The sequence below is a fragment of the Capnocytophaga sp. oral taxon 903 genome (assembly GCF_013394785.1).
GTDB lineage: Bacteria > Bacteroidota > Bacteroidia > Flavobacteriales > Flavobacteriaceae > Capnocytophaga > Capnocytophaga ochracea.
Genome location: NZ_JABXYW010000002.1, coordinates 1,886,828 through 1,912,831 on the forward strand (window position 1 = coordinate 1,886,828; position 26,004 = coordinate 1,912,831).

Sequence of the window (26,004 nt, forward strand, 5' to 3'; positions counted from 1 at the left end):
ATGAAAAATGTATTTTACATACTACTTTTTTGTTCTTGTGCCATAATGGCACAAGAACAAAAATATATACTATTAGATAGTATTACAAATAATTATACCGTAAAAAAATATACTCTTAGCACTTTGCCTTATAAGGTGGATTATGAAATAGAAATCTACAATGTGTTTTCTAAAAACTATGGCAAAGACTTGGATAGTGATTTTATAGTCTTGTTTTCAGTACTCCCTGACCTTGAAAGCAAGAATAGTTGGCAAGAAATCCCCTTCGATATGTTACAAAAAAAGTATATGCCTGCTAAAAAACTGTTTGATAGAATATATAGAAGGACTTATGAAATGGATAGTAAAAAAGATGATAATACAACATTATCTTTGGTGAAAAAGGTGAAAAATAAATATTTTGTAGCTAAAAATTGTAGGATAAATGAATTTTTCTGCACAAATATACCTTCAGAGATGAGTGTTGCCACAGGAAGATATATTATAGATACCAATCAGGCTACGATGCCTGTAAGTGTGCTAAGGTCTCTATATAAAAAACGATACCCTAACGAAGTGTTTCCATTAGACGATAAGCATTGGATTGTACCTAAATATTTAGAACATATTTACTTAGAGAATGTAGAGGAAAAGGAAGGAGATACCATATATTATTTTTATCTTTACGCTACTTACTTTGTAGAAAGTTTTGATAAGTTTGCTTATATCAAAGATAGAGGTATTGTTGCTGCTTCTTATTATGAATTTTTTTTCCCAATAGGGTGTAAAACGCCTATATCTGGAGATTGGATAAAATTAAGAACTCCTTATAAAAAGGAACTCTTTTGGGCTGAAGAACTGAAAAAAGAATGGGCTGAAAAGGAGAAGGCTTGGAAAAAAGAACGAGAACGAGAAGAAAAAGAATTTAATAGGCTATGAAAAGATTAATTGCAATTATTATTCTCTTACTGTTTCAATATTCTTTTTCACAGAAATATTTAGTTTTAGAGGATTTAGAAAAGAACTATCAAGTAAAACACTATACATTACGCCCTCATTCTTTTTATGAAGGAAAAGAAATTGAGATGTATAATGTATTCAATCAGGGAGTTTTCTTTGGCTATAATTATTTAACCCTCATCTCGGTATTACCTGATATGAACAATGCTAACTCTTGGGTAGAAGTCTCTAAGGAAGAGGTCGAAAAAGCTGCTGTTAAGATAGAAGAGGTTCGCAGAAGTAATAAAAATAAATTCTTAAACTTCTTCTCTTTAGTAAAAAAAGAAGACGACAAGTATTATAAAGCAAGATGCTGTTTAGTAGAAGTTTTTCAGTTGATGGATTATTCTTCAAAAGTACACTTGAACGATAGTAACATCATCAATACAAAACAAGATTTTGTCACTTATGCTGAGTTAAAAAAAGAATTGAACAAAGGAACACATATTAGTAAATATGCTCAGCCAATGGAAGATAAAGAATCTTTCTTAGATAGTTGTTTTGAAAGTATTTACCTATCGGGTACAGAAAAACGTGGAAAAGATACTGTTTATCTGTTTTGGACGTTCACTGCTTGGAATAATCGCTCGGGGTTAGAGGCTTATCATCGTGGCATTGAGCGCTTTGCTTATATAGAGGGCAAAGGCATTGTAGCGGGAAGTTATGATTTTTTGTTCGACACTCAAAGTCCGCGTCACTCACATAACAGTGAACCTGCTATAAAAAAAGAAGTAGGTAGAGAGCTAATATGGGCTGAAGAACTGAAAAAGGAATGGGCTGAAAAGGAGAAGAATAAAATATAAGCCTATGAAACAGGTATTATTATACTTATTAGTTCTTGTGATGTAATGCTACAAGAACTGAAAAAGAAATGAGCAAAGAAGAGAACAAAAAATAATTATTATAAGGCAATGGTATGAAAAACTATTGTCTTATTTTTTTCAATAGAATGGTGATTGCAAAGGTGTGTTATCGGAAAGTATCGGATAGACTCGTAAGATATCGAAGATAGGGTTATGGTATAGTTAGCTTATAGAAAGCTTATAGGAAGCTTATACGAATCTTGGAAGATTGGTATAGAAAGGGTATATAAGTAGTTAATAATGAGAGATTAAGAGCGAAGATTAAAGAGTTAAAAAGTGTTAATTAGACGAAGGGTAAAGACTGGAAAAACGAAAGGTTTAAAGTGAAAAATGGATAGGAGGGCGAAGGTGATTTCAACTTTGCCAAAATCTCAAACATTGGCAAAGTATGTGGGGATAGTAAATAATGTGAGTTTGAAGTAGAGATGTGAGGCTGTGCTTCAGAAATTAAACAAAATTGATTTCAAATTTAAAACAAAATCAAAGATGTGCCTTGTAAAATGGCTATTCAAGGCTTCATTTTATACAGAAGGGTGTAGCACGATAAACAGTTCTTTTTAGTCAAGAGAGTACTGTAAAAAGCGAGTTAATAAAGCGTTTTAATTGTATAGAAAAGATGTTTGTTAGAAAGCAAAAAAGCGAATGGTGTTTTTATATGAACAAAAAAAGTATTACTTTTGCCTCACGCAAAACAATTTATTGAGAATGAAAACAGAAGAAATTATAACCATTGCCAAACAAACTATCAGTGAAGAAGCTCAGGCAGTTGCTAAATTAGTAGACTATATAGATGACGATTTTACTAAATCGATGGAGTATATACTGCAATCGAAGGGGCGTGTGGTGATTACGGGTATCGGGAAGAGTGCTATTATTGCTAATAAAATAGTGGCGACAATGAATTCTACTGGTACGCCTGCTATCTTTATGCACGCTGCTGATGCGATTCACGGTGACTTGGGCATCATACAACAGGACGATGTGGTGATATGCATTTCAAAAAGTGGTAATACGCCCGAAATAAAAGTATTGGTACCATTGCTCAAACGCGGTAATAACAAATTGATAGCGATTACTTCTAACAGAAATTCGGTTTTAGCCCAACAGGCTGATAGTGTGCTTTACGCTCACGTAGAGAAAGAGGCTTGCCCTAATAACTTAGCTCCGACGACTAGCACTACCGCTCAGTTGGTTTTGGGTGATGCCTTAGCAGTGTGTTTGCTTGAAATGAAGCATTTTGGTAGCAGTGATTTTGCTAAATATCACCCCGGTGGAGCATTAGGGAAACGCTTGTATTTGAAAGTGGCTGACATTGTAGTGCACAACCAAAAACCCGAAGTGGCTCCGGATACTGATATTAAGAAGGTGATTGTGGAAATATCGGAAAAGATGTTGGGGGTAGCAGCTGTGATTGATAATGGACGAATTGTGGGGGTAGTGACTGATGGGGATATTCGCAGAATGCTCAGTAAAACAGATAGTATAAAAGGATTGGTGGCTAAAGATATAATGAGTGCTAACCCTAAGACGATTGACTTAGAGAGTTTGGCTATTGATGCGTTACACCTAATGGAGAAGAATAAAATTACGCAGTTATTGGTAACGCGTGAAGGGCAATACGAGGGGATTATACACTTGCATAATTTGATACAAGAAGGTTTAATATAGGTTTTAAGAAAGGTGAGAGAGTTGTGATAATTATTCATTGTCAGGTATTTGGATATTATTTTGTAAAAAATATTGCGGATTATTTGGTCAGGTAAAATAATTGTAGTACTTTTGCACCTCGAATTAAAAATTAATCATTTTATTTATGAATCAATACGAAACTGTTTTCATTTTGAATCCCGTTTTATCTGATACACAGATAAAGGAAGCAGTAGAAAAGTTTGAGAATTTTCTTACTTCAAGGGGTGCAGAATTTGTAGCAAAAGAGAATTGGGGCTTGAAGAAATTAGCTTACCCAATCCAGAACAAGAAAAGCGGATTTTACCACCTCTTCGAGTTTAAAGTAGCTGGTGAAGTAATTGATGCTTTTGAATTGGAATTCCGTCGTGATGAGCGCGTGATGCGTTACCTGACTGTGAAATTAGACAAGCACGCCATTGAGTGGGCTGAAAAGAGAAGAGCAAAGTTAAACACTAAAAAAGCGTAAGAAAATGGCAGTAGAACAAAAAAAAGGAGATATCAAATATCTTACTCCGCTAAACATCGACACTTCAAAACAAAAGAAATATTGTCGTTTTAAAAAATCAGGTATTAAATACATTGATTACAAAGATGCTGACTTCCTCTTGAAGTTTGTAAACGAGCAAGGTAAGTTGTTACCTCGTCGTCTTACTGGTACTTCATTGAAGTTCCAACGCAAGGTGGCTACCGCTGTGAAGAGAGCACGCCACTTGGCATTAATGCCTTATGTAGCCGATTTATTAAAATAATAACAGGAGTAGAAACTATGGAAATTATACTAAAACAAGACGTACATAATTTAGGTTTTAAGGACGATGTCGTTACAGTAAAGAACGGCTACGGACGTAATTACCTCATTCCGCAAGGATTTGCAATTTTGGCTACTCCCTCAGCAAAAAAGGTATTAGCTGAAAATTTAAAACAGAAAGCTTACAAAGAACAACATATTATTGATGAGGCTAAGAAAACAGCTCAAGCACTTTCGTCATTGGTGGTAAAAATTATTGCCAAAGTAGGTGCTGGAGATAAGCTTTTTGGGTCAATTAATAATGGTGATTTGGCACAAGAATTAGCCAAAGCGGGTCACGATATTGATAAGAAATTTATTTCTATCGCTGGTAACACCCTCAAACGTGCTGGGAAATACAATGCTTCTATCCGTTTACACCGTGAAGTAATTGTTGATTTTCCATTTGAAATTGTAGCAGAAGTAGCAAAAGTAGAGACAAAACCTGCAGAAAAGGCTGAAGAGCCCAAAGCGGAAATTGCTACTGAGCAACCTGCTGGAAACTAATAAATTATAAGGATTTAAATAGTTCATATCAATTATAATTTTTGATACCTATAAGGGAAATTTGCCTTTGTAGGTATTTTTTTTACAATAAAATTTTTGTATATTAAAAATAATGTGTACTTTTGTACCAATTTTAGCAGAATCTCAAAAAATACTATGGAATCCAAAATTAATACAATAGGTCTAACAATATGGGGTTACAAGCAGGGATGCAAGGTGTTAGCCTCACAAGGAGTTAACTTTCAGCTGCAAGAAGTAAAGGACAGATTGAAAGATATCAGTGCCTTTATACGGATACACACCCCGCGTGTAGATTTTTACACATTGCAGTTTAGCAATAGTTACAAGATATACACACAATACCGTTCTTCAAAAGAAGTGAATGGACAGAGCGGTGTGTATATAGCCATTTCATTGTATATACCACATTTTTTACAATGGAGAGGGGTACGACAAGTATTGAACTTGTTAATGGATATGTACTTTGCAGAGCATATCAATTACGAGAACAATATTCCGTTACTCAATGAAAAAGAGGATATATTTCCATATTTTAATCTTCTGAGAGGGTATGAAAAGCAGTTGGTAGAGGAACCAGTAACGGCTTCTTTTGCATTAGACCAAAGCTATATGCCTAAGGTTTTCCCTTATATGGATATTTATGAGGTAGATAAGTACTTCAATATGCCTTACCGTCCTGAGTTTGAGAAATACCAAGACCTTGTGTTCTTGCGCAAAGAATTTGTGGAAGACCCTCGAGCTTATAGTATTGACTTCCTTTTTCCAGAATACGCAATACCTAGAACAAGTGCTTCTACTTTCCAAACAACCAATGCAGGAGGAAGTAGCGGAGCTTCTCGGTTTGTGCCTTCTAATGCTAATATTAAGATATTAGCTTTTATGAAGAATGGTAAAGACGTGGGAGCTACCTATATGAACGAAGTCTTCTCGGACGATGATACTATTGAAGTGCTTCTTGAAAAATCGAGATACCACGAGATGTTCTCTTATCACGATACAATTAAGAAAGCGATAAAAAGAGGTTATATCAAGAAAGTACAAAACAATTATACTTTTGATTTAATTCCTTTTGCCCCAAAAGAGTTTAAAGTGTACGTAGAAACTCCTCAACGAGAGTTTGAGAAATACATTTCGTTCTTATCATTAGAGAGTACGACTTTTAAAGCTAAGCTATACTCTAATACAAAGGGATATTACTTTTTACTAAAAGGAGATGAGGCACGTAATGTATTCAACCTTAGTTACAATGGTATTGTTTTCAAGAGTAACTATATGGTAGATGATAGGGTGGCCTTATCAGTACCTTTTGAGAAATATCAGTTTACGATTATTTCGAGCACTATAACTTCAGTATCTCTAAAAATCAATGGTATTGTATTCAGTAAAAACTTGCGCAGTGATTCGCCTGTAGAGATTGTTTTACCTGAGAACTTATACCATTTTGAGTTTGAAAATCAAGATACAGGAAGAGTTATTAGTATATCGAAGAGCGGAGAGGTTAATTTTGATAGAGCTAAAGGTGCTTACAATCCACAAATGATTGCCTCAGAGAGTCCTGAGTTTTCTAATGGTTTATCAGTAGTAAATAGAGGGGTTGCTACCACTGAACGAGGCGAAGCGATAGAGATGAACACTAAGTCTCGTGTGTTTTGGATAAAGATTGCTTCGGCTGTTGCTTTTGTTTTAATATTAGTAGGTGTAGGCTATTGGTTTATTTTCCCGATGCTTAAAAATCCTGTGAAGGCTTATGTAGCAATCAATTCGGAGAGTGAAATAGACGAAATGCACTTCTTAACCAATATAGATGAGCGCACTTACGAGATTGAGGATTCTTATATTAGGTTAAAAAAGAGCTTGCCTATCGCTGAGACAAAATTGGTTGTTAGCTTCAAAGAAGAGGGGAAAGACACTCTGTTATTAAATGAAGAACAACTCAATAAGTTAGCTCGAATGGTGGAAGCAAATAGCAAAGATACTCTTAAAATAGATTTGATTTCACCTGCAATGGCATTTCTTTTGGATGTGAATAATTGGAAAGAAACTCACGCAGACCCTAAGGGAAGTCTTTTTATAGCAGAAGCCCAAAAGCGCAATTTCCTTACAGATAAATTACGACCTGAGTTTGAAAAAGCCGTATGGGAAAATTTCTTAAAGGATTTTGATTATTCTGCTTATAATAGTGAACAAGTAGATAGCCTTTTACGTCCTTATTTAAAAGGAGGTAGTTCTGAATTGAAGTCTTATCAAACAGATTTGCAAAGAATAATTAGAGAAAGTAAAGCGCGTGACCAAGTGGAAGTGGCTGTAGAAAGACCTAAGAGAGAAGAGCAACCTGCTACCAAACCTGAAGCAACTGTTGTTAATAGAAATGAAACTACGGTAGGAAGAACACCTAAAACAGTTACCCCTTCTTACAATACTGAAAGACCTGTAACTATAAGTGAGCCACGTGATCCTAAAACAGTGAAACGAGGAGAGAATACTACTCGACCTATCGCTAAAAATGTATCGCTTACAGAAACCTTTGTTACAGATATGAAACGCTTTAATTCACAGGCTTGTTCTGAAGAAGTTGTAGATAGAGTGAAAATGAATTTAAAACGTTTGGAAGGCAATGATTGGAGTGTGGTAATGTTTGAATTTAACCAAGGTAGAAGAGAGATAGAGGAACGCGCGAACCAATATAGTATGTTCTTTACAGCACTTAAAAATGGTACTTCTATTGACCAAGTTAAACCTTCTTACTTTGGAGGACAGACTAGCTTGATTAATTACCTTAAAAAAGGAACCAACTACGAATTGGTAAAAGGGAAGGCTAATCTCAAAACTTTTGCTGATATTCGCCAAGCGATTGTGAATATGGGGGTAGACCCTAAAACAATTCGCTAAGAGATATTTCCTTTTATACTAAAACCTATGCTTATGTTAGAAGTTTTCGATAACCTCGATACTTTACTTAAAGGCTTTTGGTTAGTAGCTATTCCCGTAACGGTGATATTTGTAGAACAATTATAATTATAAAATAAATAATAAAAACTAAGGCGTCATCAATTTGGTGACGCCTTAGTTTTTATTACGTATTGATAGACCGAATAGCTTGTTCTAAGTTCTTCGCTAATCCAAACAGATAGTTGAACTGTTCTCCATAGAATTGTGTCTCACGCATTGAGATAGGTGAGGAACTATCTGCATTTTGAGGGGTATCCATTATTTCCCTAATAGCTTGATTGAATTGTTCAATAGGCGTTTTATAATCAGTTTGAGTAGTAGCCGTAGATTCAACAAGCAACGCCAAAGAGTGTTGCAAGGCTGCTATAAGACTCTCAATTGCCTCGTTAAATACCGATTTAGGAAAGGTTACCTTCTTGCTGTTCAACCTAATACCAAACGAAGCCACAGACGCTAAGAAAGTTTGCTGTATCACAATAATTCCGTATACCGATGGATTTTTATACTGCATAAACTTCGGCTCTTGTAACATTCGTTGGAAAGTGGCATTTAGGTTTGAGAGAGCTAACACAGCTTCTTTGCGTGATACTTTATAGGCAGTGGTAATCCCTTCTCCGGTGTTAAAAATCTCTTTTACTTGCTGTAAGTAACCGATATTAGCTTTTACTGATTTGGTAACCGCTTCCCTATAAGTATTGTGTTCCCACGTAGGCAAAATGAGATAATTCCCTGCAAACGATAGCCCAACCCCTATAACGGTATCCAATAGGCGGTCATAAATAAGGCTGTAAACATTAGGTGTAATCAGTGCAAAAATAAATATCGCACTGATAGTGATGAATATAGAGGCGTACATATAGTTCTCTTGAATCAACCCAAAAGCAATAGGCATACACAAAATAGCGACATAGAGGTACAAACTAGGGTAGGGGAGTAGGTAAATCACTGCAAACGAGGCAACCCCACCAATCATAGTGCCATAAACCCTGCTGAGCGAACGCTCTTGTGTGATACCAAACCCAGGGCGCATAATAATGAAGATGGTAAGGATAATCCAGTAGGCATTGTTGATAGGGAATATATCACCTATGAGGTAACCTATAAATACCACTATAGATAGACGCATTGCGTGCCTAAAAAAGGTAGATTTTAAGGATATATGGTCTTTGAGCCGTCGCCACGAGTAGTTTTGGTAACTCACAAACTTGCGATAAGTACTCTCATCGCGTACCCCTGCATCGTTGCTATAATAGTTCTCAAAAATATGTCGGATATTTTCAATAGAATGATACTGACTTTCTATATAGATATAAAAATTTCGCAACAGCAAAGCACGTTCTTTATCTTCTTCCGATACTTCTGAAAGCGCTTTCAAGGCTTCGTTCTTCTCTTTGGTTTGCGCTAATAAGTCTTTTAAACAGTTGTCTAATTGTATCTTCTTGCGTGACCCAATGTATTCGGACATTTGTTGTAGCTGCCTCGATAGCTCTTTGAGGAAATCTACATAAGTTTGTAAATATTCGCGATGCTCAGCAAAAGCCTTGTCCACTTTCTCATATTGTACAGGATTGGCTAAAGCTAACTCGAAGATATCCACTAGCTCTATAAACATCAAAAATTGGCGTTGCAGATAATCGGTTTTACCTGATTTGCTTCGTGAATCGAGTACGGCTTCACGGAGCTTTTCATATTTTTCGTTGAGGCTTGTTTGCAGGTTGATGAGCTTTTTGAGTCCCTCGCTTCTGTCTTTGGCGATGAGTAAGTCAGCTCTTACCGAAAAAAACTCTGCCGTAAGAGCAAAGCACTTCCCTAACAGCTGTTCACTGTACAAACGCGGACGTATTTTTAGGAATATATACACTAATACACTGTACCACAAACCTCCTAATAACACACAACCGCTGTACAACACGATACCCCACCCTGTTTGCAAGTGGGCTAAAGTAGAGGCTATCTCAAACAATCCCGCGAAAGCTACCATTGTAGCGCGATGTCCGTATAACGAAATATAAGCATTGCCGAAGGTGAGTAGGAATATGGTAGGCAGTAATAAGTACTCGTAAGGAGCCGTGAGGTTTACCAAAGTAGAACTGATAGTTGCTAGTAATGTTGCTATGAAAAGACCTCCATAGAGGTGTTTTTGATTCCCTGGAATATCGCTGGGCGAAATCGCAACAATACTCAAAGCTATGGGTAAGCCAATATCCATTAGGTCAAACCAATAGCCCAACCCTAAGGGAATAAGCACCGCAATGGTTTTGAGGCACCCTTTGAAGAAAGAAAAACTTTTAAAGAATGATATGATGGAGGTATACATTTTTTACATATATTTGCGGGCAAAATTACAAAACTAATGGCAAATAACCATCTGATAACTGAAATATTAAAGGCAGGAAAGATAATTCTATACCCCACCGATACCGTTTGGGGTTTGGGGTGCGATGCTACAAATCCTAAAGCGGTAGCTAAAATTTTCCAAATAAAACAACGCAGTGAGAGCAAAAGCCTCATCATTTTAGTGAGTGATACAGTGATGTTACAGCACTATGTAACTGATATACCTCCTAAGGTGCTTACCTATCTTCAAACCTTGCAAGAGCCTACCACTATTATTTATAGTCACCCTTTGCATTTGGCTAAGAATGTGATAGCTGCTGATAATACAGTAGCCATTAGGGTCGTACAAGATGTGTTCTGCCAACAGATGATTGCCGATTTTGGCAAACCCATAGTCTCTACTTCTGCTAATATCAGTGGAGAGCCAACACCTTTGTATTACCAACTCATTAATCCCCAAATTATTGCGCAATGTGATTATGTAGTACCTTACCGTCAAGACGATACCCAAATAAAAAATCCCTCACGTCTGATTAGGTTTGATACAGACGGAGAGATTCAAATATTAAGATAAATAGTAAGTTACTCTACTATTTTCACAGGTGTTCCGTTATCTATATTAATTTGTCCACTGGTAATCACTTCTTCACCAACAGTAAGTCCGCTGATGATTTCTACCTTATCACCAAAGTTGCGACCGCTTTTCACATTTGCCATTTCAGCTTTAAGCACCTCCTGACCTTTAGCATTTTTGCTACTTACTATTTTGAAAATTTTATTTTGGCTCACACTACCCACGAAAGCAGAATGAGGTACTACAAGAGCTGTAACCTCATCATTACCACTGCCAAACTGTGCAGTCGCATACATTCCCGCTTTTAGCTTTTTGTCTTTGTTGGCTACCAATATTTCTACGGGGAATTTGAGAGCTCCATTAGATTTCGGTGCGATAAAAATAATCTTTCCGTCTACTAATTCTGAGGAAGTACTAGGTTTTATTTTGATGACTTCACCCACTTTTAGTTCTCCTACTTGACTTTCATCTACGGTAATTTTCAATTTCAAATTGTCGATATTTACCACGTTGAATAACGTCTGTCCGGCACTTACAAGTGTTCCTTCTTCTACCTCTTTGCTAGTTACAATCCCGTTAATTTTACTACGCACCGCTGTATCACCCGATACGATAGCTGCCGAATTGTAGTTCGCTTGGGCGTTTTTGAGTTGCAAGCGCGCTTGTTCCAATTGTTGAGCCGTAACTCCTCCTGTTTGGTAAGCACTTTCAAAGCGCTTTAAATCCGATTTTGCAGTTTCGAGTACCGCTTTGGCATTGTCTAACTGCACATTGGTTCTGTCGGCTTTTGTTTGCGCCAATACTTGCCCTGCTCTCACAAAATCACCCTCTTTTACGTAAATTTTTATGACTTGTCCTCCTACTTCTGAAGATACATTTAGGTCTTGTTCCGCTACAAAAGTACCGTTAGCCGTAAAAAGGTCGGCTACTTTTTCTTCTGTTACTTTGGCAGCACGCACGGCTACTTGGGCTTCTTTTTGGGCTACAATAGCCACCTCTTCAGCATTTTTCTGTTTGTTAGAATATAGGCGGAGCCCCATTAATCCTACAAGGACTATTATGATAACTGTAGTAATTATTTTTTTCATTTTTCTTAAATTACTGTATTAAGTGTTCTAAATCGGGGGCAAAGGTATAACAAAAAACTTAATAAACAAAAAAAGTTTCCATATTTTTATCTTCATTCACTTTTTTCTCATTCTTCATTGGGTTGTTTTATTTGCTATTAAATGAAGTGAACGCTCACTCTATCAAGGTAATTGATGTCTAATAAAGAAGAAGCTCCCCCTACTGTATGAGTATCACTTTTGTAAACACTACACTGCAAATAGTCGAGGTCGTTAAACAGAAGCATTCGTTTTCCATCAGGAGCGCGAAGGTCGAGAGGAACACTAAAATCAATAAATTCGCTGTATTGGTTATAAATCTTTTTGAAGGTATACATATTAAAAATAACCTCAAAAGCTCTATCTTGCCTTATTTCTTCAAATAATTTCCTACTGATATTGCTCACTGCATTGCCATAGTGGTCAATATAAATAATCGTACCGTAAACGAAACGTTTATCAGCAGATATCTCTGGTTTAAAATGAGTAGCCTCTAAATACGTATCGGTTTTCTTGCCTATTTTGTTAAGGGGGATATTTCGACATATTTTCTCAGCAATCAAAGGAAATGAATACAGCGTAGGGAAAAGTTCAGTGCTTTGTTCGCCTTTTATTTCGTACAGTTCAGCGTTCTTTTTATCTTCTGCTAAAAGATGAAAAATACCGTTATCAGCCCCGATAAAATAATGTCCGTTCAGTTTCATTACCATATGCCTTTTCTCAGGAGTGCGCTCCGCATCTACCCCTATGATATGTATACTTCCTTTGGGATAATGCATATAGGCATTTTTTAAGATAAAGGCAGCTTGAAACACATCAAAAGGTGATATCAAATGCGAGATATCTACCACGCAAGCTTCCGGGCACTTACTATAAATAGTACCCTTTACAGCTCCCACCGAGTAATCTCGTAAACCAAAATCAGTAGTTAATGTAATGATTTTCATTCCTTTTGTTATAATGATATCAAGTTTAAAACAGCATAAATGTATAAGTATGAAGTTAGGTCAAACACCTCAAATTTCAAATAACCAATCTCGGAGTTTTCTCCCATTATCCTTCATTATTTCTTCCCTCATTCTTCGTCCTTCCTTCGTCTTTTGTTCGTCTTTTGTTCGTCTTTTGTTCGTCATTTGTTCGTCATTTGTTCGTCCTTCCTTCGTTCATCGTTCGTCTTTCCTTCATCTGCCCGTGCGGCTCGCACCGTCTTTTATATAAGCTTTTTATAAGCTTCTCCCAAATTAACCATTAATCATTAATCATTAATCATTAACCATTAATCATTCTCACTCCCTTTAATTCTTCAATTTGTTGTAATAGCCTATGAATAATCTCCAACCCAGCCATATTCACTTCAAGGTCGTAATGCCAATTAGTAAAGCGTTCAAAAGCCGAAAGCTGGTCGTAATGCAGGTAAGTAGTGTTGTCAATCACTTCCGTTTCTATAAGTCCACTTGATTCTAAATCGTCAAAGAATGTGATTTCTATATTGTACAAACGAACGATGTCTTCTCTTGAAATTCTATCTTTCATAATTATGAATTTTTAAGTTGTTCAAATAATGCTTTTTGTTGTTCCGTAAGGTTTTTAGGCAATTGTACTTGATAGGTTACAAAAAGGTCGCCAAACGTGCCTTCTTGCTTGTACACAGGAAAACCTTTACCTTTTAAGCGCACCGTAGTGCCATTTTGTGTCTCAGGAGCTACTTTCATTTTCACTTTACCACTGAGAGTATCTATCTGCACTTCGCCACCTAACATAGCTGTATATAGGTCGATATTTACAGTAGTTTTCAAATCGTTACCATTGCGTTCAAACTGAGCATCGGGTTCAATATGGAAAGTGATATACAAATCACCGTTAGGTCCTCCGTTATATCCTTCGTATCCGTGACCTTTTAGCTTAATTTGCAACCCTTCATATACCCCCGCAGGTACTGTAATGCGTATGTTCTTGCCGTTCACTGTAAAAGTACGTTGCTGAGCAGTTGCCACTTCTCGTAGTGGTAGCGACATATCCGCAAAAATATCCTGTCCCTTAAACTTACCTGAGGCACTACCGTAACCTCTACCAAATCCCGAAGTGCGTCCACCAAACATATCTTTGAAGAAATCAGAATAGTCTCCCTCAGAATAGTTACCTCCACCAAAGCCTTCAAAGCCTCCAAAGCCACCTTGGGAGCGTTGCTGTTGTTGGGCTTTTTCGTACTCTTCTCCGTATTTCCAGTGTTCGCCATACTTATCGTATTTAGCACGGTTTTCAGGATTGCTAAGTACTTCGTTAGCCTCGTTAATCTCTTTAAATTTCTGCTCTGCCGTCTTATCGTTGGGGTTCATATCAGGGTGATACTTGCGCGCCAACTTGCGGTAAGCTTTCTTTATATCGTCTTGGGTAGCAGTTTTTTCTACCCCTAAGGTTTTATAGTAATCTATCATCTCTAATAATTTAACAGTCGCAAAGATACTACTTTATTTGATATATTTTGTATACAAATAATAAAAAAATAGGAAGAGATGGACTTATCTCTTCCTATGATTGTGTTTTTGCTTAGGTTCTAAGGCAAGCGTTGGTATAAACAGCAGGGGGGTAACTTATTGTACACTTCGTCGTCAGCGCGTTCTTTGCCTGCGTCGTGTCCTACTTTGGCAATGGCTTTTTGTACATCGCTTTCGCTACATTTGCGTTCGTCAAAAATAAGAGTCATATTCCCACTCTTGATGTTCCAATTAGCGCTCTTTACGCCTTTTACGCTGTAAGCTGCTTTTTCTATGCGCGCTTTACACTGTTCACAATTGCCTCCTACGGCAAACTCTACTTTCTTGTTTTTGTTAGGTGCTTGTTGTGCACTTGCGATAGTGAGTCCAAAAAAACTCAAAGCTATCCATAATAAAATACGTGTTTTCATTTTATAATAATTTAAATCTTAATCCTGCATAATACATCTGTCCAAAGGCAGGAGCGTACTGCATTGTACTATCAAAATACGCACCAAAAGGGTCGTTGGCAGCCAAAATTCCGTTCTCTTGCTTATAATTGGTGATGTTTTCACCTCCTATATATACCTCAAATGTCTTAGAAAATACTTTGGTGATTTGGGCATTGAGTGTAGCAAATGATGGCGCATAATCGTCTAACCTATAGGCTATAGGGTTCGTAGCGGTTGTAGGCAAGCGTTGTTCTCCTAACCAGTTGAAGGTTACATCAAACTTCCATTGAGAATTCTTGTTCTCGTGGCGCTCAGGAGTCTCGTAAGCTACATTGGCAAACCAGCGATGCTTTGGGGTAAGGGTCTTCTCCATTTGTCCTTTAGTAAACTGTGTTTGCACATCGTAATACTTGTAGGCTGCTTTAAAGTCCAACCCTTTGGCAGGAGTAATACTAAATTCTGCTTGTAGAGAGTTGGCAAAACTATTCCCATTGAGGTTGTAAAACAAGGCTTGTTGGGGTGAGTTATCCAAATCTACTACTACTTGATTGTCAAAATCAGTGCGATAAAAGTCTATGGAGAACTCAGCGTTCTTGCCCAATACTTTAAACGCTTGCAAAAAGCTCACGCCGTAATTCCAAGCGATTTCAGGGTTCAAACCGTAGAGCTTACCACCATCACCTCCTATAATAGTAAACTCTCGTGCAGAAGCTAAGAGCTGTTGGTTCTCAGCAATCACATTAGCAGCTCGTTTGCCTCGTCCTGCCGATACTCTAAAAGTAGCTTGCTTCCAAGGATTGTAACGCACGTGTAAGCGTGGAGTGATAAAGTTTCCTAAATGATTATGACTATCAGCGCGTACTCCTGCCACAAAACTGAAGTTACTCAAATTGTCATAAGTGTATTCAAAGAAGGCACCTACCGAGCGGTCTACACGTGAAAAATCCCCTGTGAGAGCCCTAGTACTAAGCATCTCGTTGTAATCGTCGTAAGTACCGTTGAGCCCTGTGGCAAACTTGTGTTTGGTATCGGTGATGATAGAGTTGTATATCAAATTACCATACCAACTCTTTTGCTGTATATCATAGCGGTTCAACCCAAAATAAGAATCTTGACGATGCGACTGAAAAGAGTTCTGCAACCCTATACTCTTATGAGGTGTGTCAGGAAATACATACCCTATTTTATTTGAAACACTAAAACGTTCGGAGTTTACTTCACTACCCCACGCATTGGTAGTTCCTTTGTCAGTCAGCGGATTAAAGCGCAATTCGCCTGCCTGGCGCTCATCTTTCATATAATGGAGGTTCAAAAAGCCTACCCAACCCTTTTGAGCATCGGCGTACTGCCAACGGTTCAACAAGTTAATTTGGTTACCTATGGGGTTATCTATAAAACCATCGTGATTGTGGTCGGCTTTTTGCTGACGCACATTGCCGTGAGCGAAAAGAGTGGTTGCCCATTTATCGGAGAGCTTTTTATTGGTATGTGCGTTGATTTCGTAGCGGTTATCCTCCGATGCGTATAAGTTCAAGAAAAAAGGAATGGCACTGATAGGCTTCTCTATTTCATAATTGATTTGCCCCGAAATACTCTCATACCCGTTAATCACACTCCCTGCTCCTTTGGTAATCTGGATACTCTCAATCCACGTACCAGGCACAAACGAGAGTCCGTAGGCTTGCGAAGCTCCGCGCATCGTAGGGATATTCTCCTCTGCCATTAGTATGTACGGACTGGTCAAACCTAACATCTTTATCTGTTTGTTACCCGTAACGGCGTCCGAGAAGTTCACATCAATCGACGGATTGGTAGAGAAACTCTCCGATAGGTTGCAACAAGCGGCTTTCAGCAGTTCCCCACTGCTCATTGTGTGCACATCGGCTACTTGCCACTGCGATTTCATTGTATTAGCACGTTTGTGGCTTACTACTACTTCTTCCAAAGTAGTTTCGGGCTCTAACTGAATGTGTAAGGGTGTGTTACCACTTACTTTCACAGTTTTCTTTTTATACCCTACATAGCTTACTACTAAAGTAGAACTTCCCTCAGGTCGTTTCAAGGTAAAAGCTCCTTCGTTATCGGTAGAAGTCCCTATTTGGGTACCTTCCCAATATACATCAGCACCTATAAGTGGTGTGTTGTTTTCATCTACTACACTCCCTTTGCTAAAATTTTGAGCAAAGAGTGACAAGGGCAACAACAGCCCTAATAAAAAGATATATTTTTTGTACATTATTGTTCTGTTTTATTCAATTCAGGAATTAGAATTTAAGGATTAGAAAACAAAGGTAAAGGAGTTTACCTCTTACCTTTTATCTTTTACCTGTTACTTGAATAAAACACTCTCTGGCAGTACAATTCGTACAGAGGCGGAGCATTCAGTTGTGTAAAAAAATCAGTAGTGATAGATTTCTTTACCGTCTCACTAATGCTTACCTCTTCTAAAATAGGTAGGGTAGGGGTAGCTATTACAAAGGGTTGTAATTGCAACTCCAATACCTTTACTACCGATGTACTATCAGAAATAGAAGAAGTGATAGATATGTCGTCACAACATTTTTTATGTGAAGTTTCTGTTTCGTCCTCATCGTCATCCGAAGCACAGCAAGAGTCCATTGTAGTACAGTCTTCCTCTTCCTCACTCGCAGAAGTAGGGTACTCTAAGGACACTGACGATAAGGTGTCTTTACAATAATGAAAAGTAATCGCCCACCCTGAATTGGAGAACAGGATAAGCGCTGATAATAATATGTTGATAAGTTTTCTTTTCATTGCGGGGGCAAAGATACGACAATTTTTTATATTTCGTTTCTAAAGATAGTATTTTTTAATAAAAACTCAAGAAGTAATAAAACCACAGCAATTATCGCTAAGGGTCTGAATTTCTCATCTACCTCAGTGTATTTAAACTCTTCAATCTTGGTAGTCTCCATCTTGTTGATTTCATCGTAAATCTGTTGGAGCTTCTGGTTGTCAGTGGCACGAAAGTATCTCCCGTGTGTTACTTCAGCTATCTTTTTCATTAGAGGCTCATCTATTTCCACTTGTAACATACGGTACATTATGCTACCGTCAGGATTGAGTGCGTAAGGAGAGAGCGCCGTTCCATTGGTGCCTATCCCTATTGTATATACTCTAATACCGTACTCAGCAGCTAACTCAGCTGCGGTTTGCGGGTCTATAAACCCTGTGTTGTTCACCCCATCAGTAAGGAGGATAATAACTCTACTCTTGGCTTTACTTTCTTTGAGTCGGTTTACAGCCGTTGCCAGTCCCATACCGATGGCTGTACCGTCTTCTATTTGTCCATAAGTAAGTTCCGAAAGAGCGTTTAAGATAATACCTTTATCCGTAGTCACAGGAGTTTTAGTATAGCTTTCTCCTGCGTAGATAACAAGTCCAATACGGTCATTAGGACGGTCTTTTACAAATTGTGAAGCTACCTTTTTTAGTGCTTCAAAACGGTTAGGCTTTAAGTCTTTTGAAAGCATACTCGCCGATACGTCTATTGCCATTACAATATCTATCCCATCAGTAATCTTTGTGTGTGCATTTTCTGAATGGGTTTGTGGGCGTGCTAATGCTATAATTAGTAAGGCTACTGCCAATAAGCGCAAGGCAAATAAAGAATGGTATAAATGGTCTTTCCACGAACTCATCTTCTTAAAAGCGATAGTGGAAGATATAGTTACATTCGGTTTAGATTTCTTATTCCAATACCAATACCACGCCACCATTAGTGGTAAGACTAATAGTAACCAAAAGAACTGTGGATTGGCAAAAGTAATATTTTTAAGCATATTATTCTGTTTTAAATACAATAGAATTGATAACTCTTTGTGCTATCTTATCGGCGTTAGGTTCGTCTATATGGGTGATAAGAACTTGTTGGAGCGCATTGTTTTCAGTAAAACTGTACAACTCATAAGAAGCGCTAAAGTATTTACCTTTCTCATTAGGAATACTCATTTTGCCAAAAACTTTTATACCTTTTGCACCGCTGGGCGAGGTGTATTCTTCCTGCAAGGTAGTGATGTTCTTCGCCTTAGCTTTATCCAATTGCGAAAGCACTATTTCATTCACCTTTTGTGGGTCTAAGGTAAGTCCACCGCCTTGTTCCTCTTGTTGAGGTGCTGTATGTTGGGCGTCTTTCTTAAAGGTAATGATATTGGTCATTATGTATAAAGGTGAATTAAGACTGCCGTAATAGAAAGTATATTGCTTATCTATAATCGATTTGTATTCCGCTACGTCTACTATTTGCTTGCGAATGAGTATCTCTGGCGTAGTGAGCTCAGTAATAGGATAACCGTAATCACTTGTTACCCACTCGCTGCGATTGATACTCGCATAAGTATTGAAATATTTGTTGTACAAGATACTATATCCCATAAGCAATACAGGAGCTAATACTACAAAACAAAGCGCGACGATAAGAGCCACTCGGTTGCGTCTTTTTCTGCGTTCTCTTATTTTCAGTACGCTCATTGCGAAAGCGTCTTGTGTAGGCACTTCCCCTTCGGCTACTACCACAGGGATAGCCTCTTTGGTTTTGATAACCACATTCTCAATGGTCTCACGGTCGTATTCAGCATTGTTGTCCGAGGGCTTACTCTTGGCAAATTTCACTAAGTCGGCATTTTGTAATACCCGTTTGAGGTTGCTGATAGTCTCTTCCGATAAGTGTAGCTTTCCTGCTTCTTGCAAAACATTAATTTTAGCCAGAAGCTCATCTGTGGTACTCTCTTTGGCTAAAATATGCACCTCGTCTTCCAAGTATTCTTTTACAATATCGGTAAGCCGAGTATAATAGGCTTTGTGTTGCGATTCTATAAGGTATTTAGAATTTTGTAAGTCTTTTAGGTCTTGTATGGCGCGCTCAAAAGGAGGTAACTTTTTGCGCTCTTCTTCAGCCGTTAGTTTTCTCTTGCGGAAGACGAAGAAGTATAATCCACCTGCTACTAAAAGGAGTCCTATAATTCCTAAAATAATCCATAACCACATACGTGAAGCCGTAGGTGAGGCTACTTCCGTAATAGGTTTAATGTCGTATAAAGGCTGTTTGAGCGTATCTACCGCTACGGTATGTACTTCTACGAGTAGCGAATCGGTATAGTAGTCTTTGTTACTGATGTGTATCCTTTGTCGCGGAATAGTGTACTTCCCTTCATCAAATTGAGTAAGGTAGTAGGCTTTTTCCAAACGAAACTTACCTCCCTCTTTCAGGGTATCAGTAGGGTCGGCTTTTACCATTTCTAGCGGACTAAAACTCTGTCCTTCCGGAAATGCCACAGCCGCATCAGCAGGGGCTTCTACCGATATCTTGTATTCTATCTGTTCTCCTATTTTTATGTTCTTTGTATTAGTCTCTACCTTCACCTCTTGTGCGTAAAGAGTAGGAAATACAAATAATATTAATATGAAATATAATATTCGTCTCATTTTACCGCTTAATACTTAATTTAGTCTCTTACCTCTTACCTCTTATCTCTTATCTATTTTTAAAGTATCCCAACAGCTTTTGGGTATAACTCTCATCGTCCCTACAGCTCACTACCCCTGCACCCGATTTTTGCCAAAGTGTCTCAAAATAGTTCACCGTCTCGTGATATTGTTTTGCATATTCATTTCGCACTGCCGATGAAGCGGTGTTCACACGCATCAGCGCTCCCGTTTCAGCATCTTTTACCATCACATAACCTAAGTTAGGTAGTTCAGTTTCTTTTTTGTCATAAATGCGAATACCGGTAATATCGTGTTTTCTGGCAGCTATCTGTATAGGTTTCTCATAGCCTTTATCCATAAAGTCCGAGAGCATAAACACAATCGCCTTTTTCTTCGTTACCCTACTGAGGAACTGCAAAGCCTCCGAGATATTAGTCTTAAAACTTTTGGGCTGAAATTCTATAAGCTCTCTGATGATGCGCAACACGTGCGATTTCCCTTTTTTAGGTGGAATATACAGTTCTATTTGGTCAGAAAAGAGTATCAATCCCGTTTTGTCGTTATTCTGTAAAGCTGAGAACGCCAAGGTAGCTGCTATTTCGGTAATCACTTCACTTTTGAACTCTTGTTTCGTACCAAAAAGCTCACTACCGCTCACGTCTATCATCAGCATTAGCGTAAGTTCGCGTTCCTCTTCAAATACTTTCACAAAAGGCTCGTTGTAGCGCGCCGTTACGTTCCAGTCGATATTGCGAATATCATCACCAAATTGGTACGGACGTACTTCACTGAAAGTCATACCCCGACCTTTGAAGGTAGAGTGATACTCCCCTCCGAAAATATTATCGGAGAGCTTGCGCGTTTTTATCTCTATCTTGCGTACTTTCTTTAATAGTTCTTTAGTATCCAAAATTAATTAACTATTTTAATGCCATTTAAAACTCTCGTAATTGTCTTGTACATCAGCAATGAGTTGTTCATTGATGCTTTGTATATCAAACTTTTTTTCGTCCCACGGCAAGTCGTAACCACACCGAGAAAGTCTCTCCTTGTAGTTTTTTACCTCTGCTTTAGGTTCGCCTGTTTCAAGTACTTCTATCATTGTTTGATACCCCAAATACTGCTACTCATTCACATACCCAACTGTGAGCCTTCGCTGGCTTTATCTTTTACCTTTTATTCACATACCACCCAACTGTGAGCCCTTGCTGGCTTTACCTTTTACCTTTTACCTTTTACCTGCTATGGTACTTCAATAGTATTCACTATCTTGTGAATCATCTCTACTGAGGTAATATTCTCAGCCTCTGCTTCATAGGTAATACCGATACGATGGCGCAATACGTCAAATACTACTGCACGTACGTCCTCAGGAATTACATAACCACGACGTTTGATGAAAGCATAACATTTTGCCGCCATTGCCAAGTTGATACTACCACGAGGCGATGCCCCAAAGCTAATAAGTGGTTTAAGCTCTGCCAAGTTGTATTTTTCAGGATAACGAGTCGCAAAAACAATGTCTAAGATGTATTTCTCAATCTTTTCGTCCATATACACCTCGCGCACGGCTGTCTGTGCTTTTAGGATTTGTTCCAAACTCACTGTTTGGTTCACCACTGCGTAACTGTTGCTGAGGTTGTCGCGCATAATCCGTTGCTCTTCGTCCAATTTAGGATAGTCGATAACCGTTTTAAGCATAAAACGGTCTACTTGTGCCTCAGGCAGTGGGTAAGTTCCTTCTTGCTCTACAGGGTTCTGAGTTGCCATTACCATAAAAGGAGCGTCTAACTTAAAGGTCGAATCACCAATGGTTACTTGTCGCTCTTGCATTGCTTCCAATAAGGCAGACTGCACTTTGGCAGGCGCACGGTTAATCTCGTCAGCCAGTACAAAGTTCGCAAAGATAGGTCCCTTTTTTATAGAAAACTCGTTTTGTTTGATGTTGTAGGTCATTGTTCCTATCACATCGGCAGGCAATAAGTCCGGTGTAAACTGGATACGGCTAAACGACCCGTGTACTGATTTAGCAAGGGTGTTGATGGATAGCGTTTTTGCTAGCCCAGGTACCCCTTCCAAGAGGATATGCCCTTTGCCTAATAACCCGATAAGCAGGGCATTTACCATATGTTTTTGCCCTACAATCACCTTGTTCATCTCATTGGTGAGCGCATCGATAAACACACTTTCACGCTCTATCATTTCGTTTATCTGACTGATATCTACAGATGTTCTTTGTTCCATAGTACAAATTATTTTTTTAGCGTTTTTCTTTAATACAAATACTGTGCCGTCTTGTTATTAGTACGGGTTACAAAAGTATTTTTTTCTTACTAAACTGACAAATATTTTTGTAAAATAATTTTCTAAGCTGTGTTTAATCTCCCTTTACCTTATCTTACATCTTGTCATTGCTTTTACGTCCTATACTTTGCCAAAGTTTTCACTTGCCCATCGTGCTACGACCTTTTACAAAGTTTATTTTTTCTTTACCTTACCTCCACCTTACATTCATCTTACATTTATAATTTGTTCATTTCTCTTTCATTCATTAATCACTTTTCACCTACTGTAGAGCCACTGTAGAGCCACTGTAGAGCCACTGTAGAGCCACTGTAGACCCACTGTAGAGCCACTGTAGAGCCACTGTAACCCCACTCTTTATCCATCTATCCTATAAGTTTCCTATAATCTTTGTATAATTCCCTACCCCTAATTCACCACTAACCATTTACCATTAACCATTTACCATTAACCATTAATCATTAATCATTAATCATTAATCATTAATAATTAACTTTTTTTGCGTAGCATATAAAAAAGTACTACTTTTGTCGCTCTAATAGCAAAGATATAAGAAATGAAGTTTGAAACTAAAGCCATTCACGGCGTAAGAACAGCCAATAAAAATACAGAAAACTGGGGAAGCACCATCAATATGGCTTCTACTTTCCCTATTGAAGAATACGGTGTAGAACAAGAGTTTGAATACGGACGCGTTTCAAACCCTACTCGTAAAGATTTTGAAAGTCTTATAGCTCAATTAGAAAGTGGCATACACGGATTCGGATTCTCATCGGGTATGGCTGCCATTTCTTCTGTTTTTACAATGTTTAAAACAGGCGACCATTTTGTGTTAGGCTTAGATATCTATGGAGGAACTTATCGCATTATGCACGATATTTTCAATAAATTTGGTTTTGAAGCTACTTTTGTCGATATGACCGACCTAACCAAGATAGAGAAAGCCATTCGCCCTAATACAAAAGCTATCTTTATAGAAACACCTTCCAACCCTCTGTTAGACGTTACCGATATATGCGGAGTAATAGAAATCGCCAAGAAACATAATCTGCTCACTATGGTCGATAATACCTTTATGTCGCCCGTGTTACAACGCCCTTTAGAGTTAGGAGCGGACATAGTATTACACAGTGCTACCAAATATTTAGGAGGTCATAACGATATCATCGCAGGAGCTGTGGTGGTAAATGATGAAACCTTAGCCGAGAAAATACGTTTTGCACAAGTAGCCATAGGGGCATTGCTTTCTCCGTTTGATAGCTGGTTGCTCTTGCGCAGTATGAAAACCCTTAAACTAAGAGTCGAAAAAGCTCAAGCCAATACCCTTAAACTATTAAATTTCCTTAAAACGCACCCCGAAGTAGAAAAGGTGTATTATCCTACTGATACACAAAATAAAGGGAAAGCAATACAAGAACGCCAAGCTTCTGGTGGAGGCTCAGTATTTTCTTTTACAGTAAAAACCGAAGCCAAAGCCAAAAAGTTTTTCGAGAGTCTAAAAGTAGTCCTTTTTGCAGTGAGCTTAGGAGGAGTCGAAACATTGGTAACCCACCCCAGTTCGCTTACTCACACCGAGTTTCCCGAAGAAGAAAAAGTAGCACGAGGCGTTACCCGTACACTCATCCGCGTAGCAGTAGGAATTGAAGATTCTGACGACCTTATCGCCGATTTTAAACAAGCCTTAGAAAAATAATTTGTAAAAAATTTGCTGTTGATTCATTATTTATTTGTATCTTTGCCCGCTGGAAGAAAAAGAAGCTAACTTGTGAAGACACCCTATTTTAAACAATCTTTTCTTATTGTTTTATTTGCAACACTCATTTTCATTGGATTTAAGAACTGTTTGCCCGCACGTATTTTTCCCGAAACTAAAGCCTCAGGAAGCAATGTAGTAGTAGATAGCTTAATGTTGGAAGCCATTTCAGGTAAAGAAATCGACAAAGTACTCAGCCAAGCCAATGATTCTTTAGCACAAGAACAACGACTTAAAAAGTCCGACCAGTATCTTTTTTCTTTCTTTAAAAAATTAGAAGAGTTAGAACAAACTAAAAATGGTAAAATAAGAATCGCTTATTACGGCGATTCGATGACTGATGGCGACCTCATCGTGCAAGATTTGAGAGCTCTTTTCCAAAACGCTTTCGGGGGGTTAGGAATTGGCTTTTTGCCCATTGCTTCTGAGTCGGCTAAATCAAGAGGAAGCGTATTTCATTCTTATTCCAATACTTGGAAAACCCAATCTTATGTGAATGTAAAACGCCCTAAGCGTCCTTTTGGTGTCTCTGGGCAAGTGTTCTTTACACAAGGCAATGGTACGTGGGTACAATATAGGTCATCAAACCAAGCTCATATTAGTCAGTTGTATGCACCAGCATTGTTCTATGGTGCTTCTGGTAATAAAGAAGCAAAAGTAGAAATTGCCTATAACGATACTGTAAGAGTAGTAAAATCATTAGACACTGATAAATTGCTGAATGTATTGCCTTTAACCGAAGGTGCAAACACTAAATCAGTGCGTATTACTTTCTATAAGTCCGATTCTATTCCTATTTATGGAGTGGGCTCAATGCAAGGTAAAGGCGTATATATAGATAACTTTTCAAGCAGAGGTAACTCAGGCTTACCCTTATCGCTCTTTAATCCTGATTTAATGAGAGCTTTCGATAGAGCGTTAGGCGGATATGACCTTGTAGTATTACACTTTGGTGCTAATGTACTCAATTACGGCACACTCGATTATTCGTGGTATGAACGCGGAATGACAAAGGTGATTAACCAGATAAGAGCTTGCTTCCCTCATACCTCAATTCTTGTTATCTCTACCGCCGATAAGTCTACTAAAGTAGATATGGAGATGCAAACCGATAAAGCAGTAGTACCTTTGGCAAATGCACAACGGAAATATGCACAAGATACTCGCTCTGGTTTTATCAATTTATATGAACTGATGGGGGGAGAGGCTCTATGAAACAATGGGTAGAGGCAAATCCATCATTAGCAGGTAAAGACTATACTCACTTTAATCCAAGAGGAGCTAAAAAAGTAGCCCACCTCATCTATAATAAACTTATGGAAGAGTATGAGCACTATAAAGATCCTCGTAATAGTGAAAAAGCTGATGTGTTCCAAGAAAGAATAAAAGAAATTCAAACAGTACGAACCGTTACTCCTACTACTCAACCTAATGTAAATAGAACACGACCACAAGCGGTAGTGACTCAGCAAGTACAAAGTACAACCACTCAGCGAGTACAAACTGCAACCACTCAACGAGTACAAAGTACAACTATTCAACGAGTACAAAGTACAACCACTCAACGGGTACAAAGTACAACCACTCAACGGGTACAAAGTACGACTACTCAGCGAGTGCAATCACCAACGACTCAACGAGTACAACCATCAACAATTCAGGCAGTACAGAATATTACAAATAAAGTGCATAAAGATACTATTAAAGAAAAAAAAGACAATTTACATAGATAACATAACAAGATAGATAACACACTAAAAAA

Annotated in this window: 22 protein-coding genes and 1 pseudogene; 10 read left to right on the plus strand and 13 right to left on the minus strand. The window is 38.1% G+C overall.

Annotated elements, in window-relative coordinates; all coding sequences use genetic code 11:
- The 7 genes from HW279_RS07850 (at position 1) to HW279_RS07880 (ending at position 7,734) form a co-directional block, all read left to right on the plus strand.
- Positions 1–918 carry a hypothetical protein gene (locus tag HW279_RS07850; protein WP_178958568.1) on the plus strand — a complete coding sequence of 306 codons (918 nt, stop codon included), beginning with the start codon at positions 1–3 and terminating at the stop codon, positions 916–918.
- Positions 915–1,781 carry a hypothetical protein gene (locus tag HW279_RS07855; protein ID WP_178958569.1) on the plus strand — a complete coding sequence of 289 codons (867 nt, stop codon included), beginning with the start codon at positions 915–917 and terminating at the stop codon, positions 1,779–1,781. Before HW279_RS07850 ends, HW279_RS07855 begins: the two co-directional genes overlap by 4 nt.
- Positions 1,782–2,546: 765 nt before the next feature.
- Positions 2,547–3,509 (plus strand): SIS domain-containing protein, encoded by a 963-nt coding sequence (locus HW279_RS07860; RefSeq protein WP_009410800.1) that lies wholly within the window; start codon positions 2,547–2,549, stop codon positions 3,507–3,509.
- Positions 3,510–3,654: 145 nt separating this feature from the next.
- Entirely contained in the window at positions 3,655–3,996 is a 342-nt protein-coding gene (rpsF, locus tag HW279_RS07865) for a 30S ribosomal protein S6 (RefSeq protein WP_002671370.1), read from the plus strand.
- Positions 3,997–4,000: 4 nt separating this feature from the next.
- Positions 4,001–4,279, plus strand: a complete 279-nt coding sequence (rpsR, locus tag HW279_RS07870) for a 30S ribosomal protein S18 (RefSeq protein ID WP_002671374.1) — start codon at positions 4,001–4,003, stop codon at positions 4,277–4,279.
- A gap of 17 nt (positions 4,280–4,296) precedes the next feature.
- On the plus strand, positions 4,297–4,824 hold the full coding sequence (gene rplI / locus HW279_RS07875) for a 50S ribosomal protein L9 (protein ID WP_009419399.1): 528 nt from the start codon (positions 4,297–4,299) through the stop codon (positions 4,822–4,824).
- Positions 4,825–4,980: 156 nt separating this feature from the next.
- Positions 4,981–7,734: a hypothetical protein gene (locus HW279_RS07880; protein ID WP_178958570.1), complete on the plus strand. Its 2,754-nt coding sequence runs from the start codon at positions 4,981–4,983 to the stop codon at positions 7,732–7,734.
- A gap of 184 nt (positions 7,735–7,918) precedes the next feature.
- Here HW279_RS07880 and HW279_RS07890 read toward each other — a convergent pair whose 3' ends face one another.
- Positions 7,919–10,111: an FUSC family protein gene (locus HW279_RS07890; RefSeq protein WP_178958571.1), complete on the minus strand. Its 2,193-nt coding sequence runs from the start codon at positions 10,109–10,111 to the stop codon at positions 7,919–7,921.
- A 36-nt stretch (positions 10,112–10,147) separates the two neighbouring features.
- On the opposite strand from HW279_RS07890, the gene HW279_RS07895 reads away from it, so the two are divergent.
- Positions 10,148–10,705 (plus strand): L-threonylcarbamoyladenylate synthase, encoded by a 558-nt coding sequence (locus tag HW279_RS07895; protein ID WP_178958572.1) that lies wholly within the window; start codon positions 10,148–10,150, stop codon positions 10,703–10,705.
- A gap of 8 nt (positions 10,706–10,713) precedes the next feature.
- Here HW279_RS07895 and HW279_RS07900 read toward each other — a convergent pair whose 3' ends face one another.
- The 12 genes from HW279_RS07900 to HW279_RS07955 form a co-directional block, all read right to left on the minus strand.
- Complete coding sequence (locus tag HW279_RS07900) at positions 10,714–11,793, minus strand: efflux RND transporter periplasmic adaptor subunit (RefSeq protein WP_034554435.1); 1,080 nt, start codon at positions 11,791–11,793, stop codon at positions 10,714–10,716.
- A 137-nt stretch (positions 11,794–11,930) separates the two neighbouring features.
- Complete coding sequence (locus HW279_RS07905; protein ID WP_178958573.1) at positions 11,931–12,758, minus strand: S-adenosyl-l-methionine hydroxide adenosyltransferase family protein; 828 nt, start codon at positions 12,756–12,758, stop codon at positions 11,931–11,933.
- 322 nt (positions 12,759–13,080) lie between these two features.
- Entirely contained in the window at positions 13,081–13,344 is a 264-nt protein-coding gene (locus HW279_RS07910) for a chaperone modulator CbpM (protein WP_178958574.1), read from the minus strand.
- Positions 13,345–13,346: 2 nt separating this feature from the next.
- On the minus strand, positions 13,347–14,246 hold the full coding sequence (locus HW279_RS07915) for a DnaJ C-terminal domain-containing protein (RefSeq protein WP_178958575.1): 900 nt from the start codon (positions 14,244–14,246) through the stop codon (positions 13,347–13,349).
- A 119-nt stretch (positions 14,247–14,365) separates the two neighbouring features.
- On the minus strand, positions 14,366–14,716 hold the full coding sequence (locus HW279_RS07920) for a heavy-metal-associated domain-containing protein (RefSeq protein WP_178958576.1): 351 nt from the start codon (positions 14,714–14,716) through the stop codon (positions 14,366–14,368).
- Between the two features lies 1 nt (position 14,717).
- Positions 14,718–16,973, minus strand: coding sequence for a TonB-dependent receptor (locus tag HW279_RS07925; RefSeq protein WP_178958577.1), 2,256 nt, complete (start codon positions 16,971–16,973; stop codon positions 14,718–14,720).
- Between the two features lie 86 nt (positions 16,974–17,059).
- Positions 17,060–17,512 carry an HYC_CC_PP family protein gene (locus HW279_RS07930; RefSeq protein WP_178958578.1) on the minus strand — a complete coding sequence of 151 codons (453 nt, stop codon included), beginning with the start codon at positions 17,510–17,512 and terminating at the stop codon, positions 17,060–17,062.
- Between the two features lie 26 nt (positions 17,513–17,538).
- Positions 17,539–18,540 carry a vWA domain-containing protein gene (locus HW279_RS07935; protein ID WP_178958579.1) on the minus strand — a complete coding sequence of 334 codons (1,002 nt, stop codon included), beginning with the start codon at positions 18,538–18,540 and terminating at the stop codon, positions 17,539–17,541.
- A 1-nt stretch (position 18,541) separates the two neighbouring features.
- Entirely contained in the window at positions 18,542–20,182 is a 1,641-nt protein-coding gene (locus HW279_RS07940; protein WP_178958580.1) for a hypothetical protein, read from the minus strand.
- 49 nt (positions 20,183–20,231) lie between these two features.
- A complete protein-coding gene (locus tag HW279_RS07945) occupies positions 20,232–21,095 on the minus strand; it encodes a DUF58 domain-containing protein (RefSeq protein WP_009411879.1) in 864 nt (287 codons plus the stop codon).
- Between the two features lie 15 nt (positions 21,096–21,110).
- On the minus strand, positions 21,111–21,287 hold the full coding sequence (locus HW279_RS07950) for a hypothetical protein (RefSeq protein WP_178958581.1): 177 nt from the start codon (positions 21,285–21,287) through the stop codon (positions 21,111–21,113).
- Positions 21,288–21,427: 140 nt separating this feature from the next.
- Entirely contained in the window at positions 21,428–22,429 is a 1,002-nt protein-coding gene (locus HW279_RS07955; protein WP_002671404.1) for an AAA family ATPase, read from the minus strand.
- Between the two features lie 616 nt (positions 22,430–23,045).
- Between HW279_RS07955 and HW279_RS07960 the strand changes: the two genes are divergently transcribed.
- Both HW279_RS07960 and HW279_RS07965 read left to right on the plus strand, forming a co-directional pair.
- Positions 23,046–24,182 (plus strand): trans-sulfuration enzyme family protein, encoded by a 1,137-nt coding sequence (locus HW279_RS07960; protein WP_178958582.1) that lies wholly within the window; start codon positions 23,046–23,048, stop codon positions 24,180–24,182.
- Between the two features lie 72 nt (positions 24,183–24,254).
- Positions 24,255–25,975, plus strand: a pseudogene (locus tag HW279_RS07965) (GDSL-type esterase/lipase family protein).
- Positions 25,976–26,004 lie beyond the last annotated feature (29 nt).

Excerpts from the sequence above, each read along its gene's own strand:
- rpsF (WP_002671370.1), top strand. The coding sequence starts at position 3,655 with ATGAATCAATACGAAACTGTTTTCATTTTGAATCCCGTTTTATCTGAT.
- HW279_RS07925 (WP_178958577.1), bottom strand. The coding sequence starts at position 16,973 with ATGTACAAAAAATATATCTTTTTATTAGGGCTGTTGTTGCCCTTGTCA.
- HW279_RS07860 (WP_009410800.1), top strand. The coding sequence starts at position 2,547 with ATGAAAACAGAAGAAATTATAACCATTGCCAAACAAACTATCAGTGAA.
- HW279_RS07920 (WP_178958576.1), bottom strand. The coding sequence starts at position 14,716 with ATGAAAACACGTATTTTATTATGGATAGCTTTGAGTTTTTTTGGACTC.
- HW279_RS07900 (WP_034554435.1), bottom strand. The coding sequence starts at position 11,793 with ATGAAAAAAATAATTACTACAGTTATCATAATAGTCCTTGTAGGATTA.
- HW279_RS07915 (WP_178958575.1), bottom strand. The coding sequence starts at position 14,246 with ATGATAGATTACTATAAAACCTTAGGGGTAGAAAAAACTGCTACCCAA.
- HW279_RS07895 (WP_178958572.1), top strand. The coding sequence starts at position 10,148 with ATGGCAAATAACCATCTGATAACTGAAATATTAAAGGCAGGAAAGATA.
- HW279_RS07930 (WP_178958578.1), bottom strand. The coding sequence starts at position 17,512 with ATGAAAAGAAAACTTATCAACATATTATTATCAGCGCTTATCCTGTTC.
- HW279_RS07890 (WP_178958571.1), bottom strand. The coding sequence starts at position 10,111 with ATGTATACCTCCATCATATCATTCTTTAAAAGTTTTTCTTTCTTCAAA.
- HW279_RS07935 (WP_178958579.1), bottom strand. The coding sequence starts at position 18,540 with ATGCTTAAAAATATTACTTTTGCCAATCCACAGTTCTTTTGGTTACTA.
- HW279_RS07850 (WP_178958568.1), top strand. The coding sequence starts at position 1 with ATGAAAAATGTATTTTACATACTACTTTTTTGTTCTTGTGCCATAATG.
- HW279_RS07960 (WP_178958582.1), top strand. The coding sequence starts at position 23,046 with ATGAAGTTTGAAACTAAAGCCATTCACGGCGTAAGAACAGCCAATAAA.
- HW279_RS07940 (WP_178958580.1), bottom strand. The coding sequence starts at position 20,182 with ATGAGACGAATATTATATTTCATATTAATATTATTTGTATTTCCTACT.
- HW279_RS07880 (WP_178958570.1), top strand. The coding sequence starts at position 4,981 with ATGGAATCCAAAATTAATACAATAGGTCTAACAATATGGGGTTACAAG.
- HW279_RS07855 (WP_178958569.1), top strand. The coding sequence starts at position 915 with ATGAAAAGATTAATTGCAATTATTATTCTCTTACTGTTTCAATATTCT.
- HW279_RS07950 (WP_178958581.1), bottom strand. The coding sequence starts at position 21,287 with ATGATAGAAGTACTTGAAACAGGCGAACCTAAAGCAGAGGTAAAAAAC.
- rplI (WP_009419399.1), top strand. The coding sequence starts at position 4,297 with ATGGAAATTATACTAAAACAAGACGTACATAATTTAGGTTTTAAGGAC.
- HW279_RS07905 (WP_178958573.1), bottom strand. The coding sequence starts at position 12,758 with ATGAAAATCATTACATTAACTACTGATTTTGGTTTACGAGATTACTCG.
- HW279_RS07910 (WP_178958574.1), bottom strand. The coding sequence starts at position 13,344 with ATGAAAGATAGAATTTCAAGAGAAGACATCGTTCGTTTGTACAATATA.
- rpsR (WP_002671374.1), top strand. The coding sequence starts at position 4,001 with ATGGCAGTAGAACAAAAAAAAGGAGATATCAAATATCTTACTCCGCTA.
- HW279_RS07955 (WP_002671404.1), bottom strand. The coding sequence starts at position 22,429 with ATGGAACAAAGAACATCTGTAGATATCAGTCAGATAAACGAAATGATA.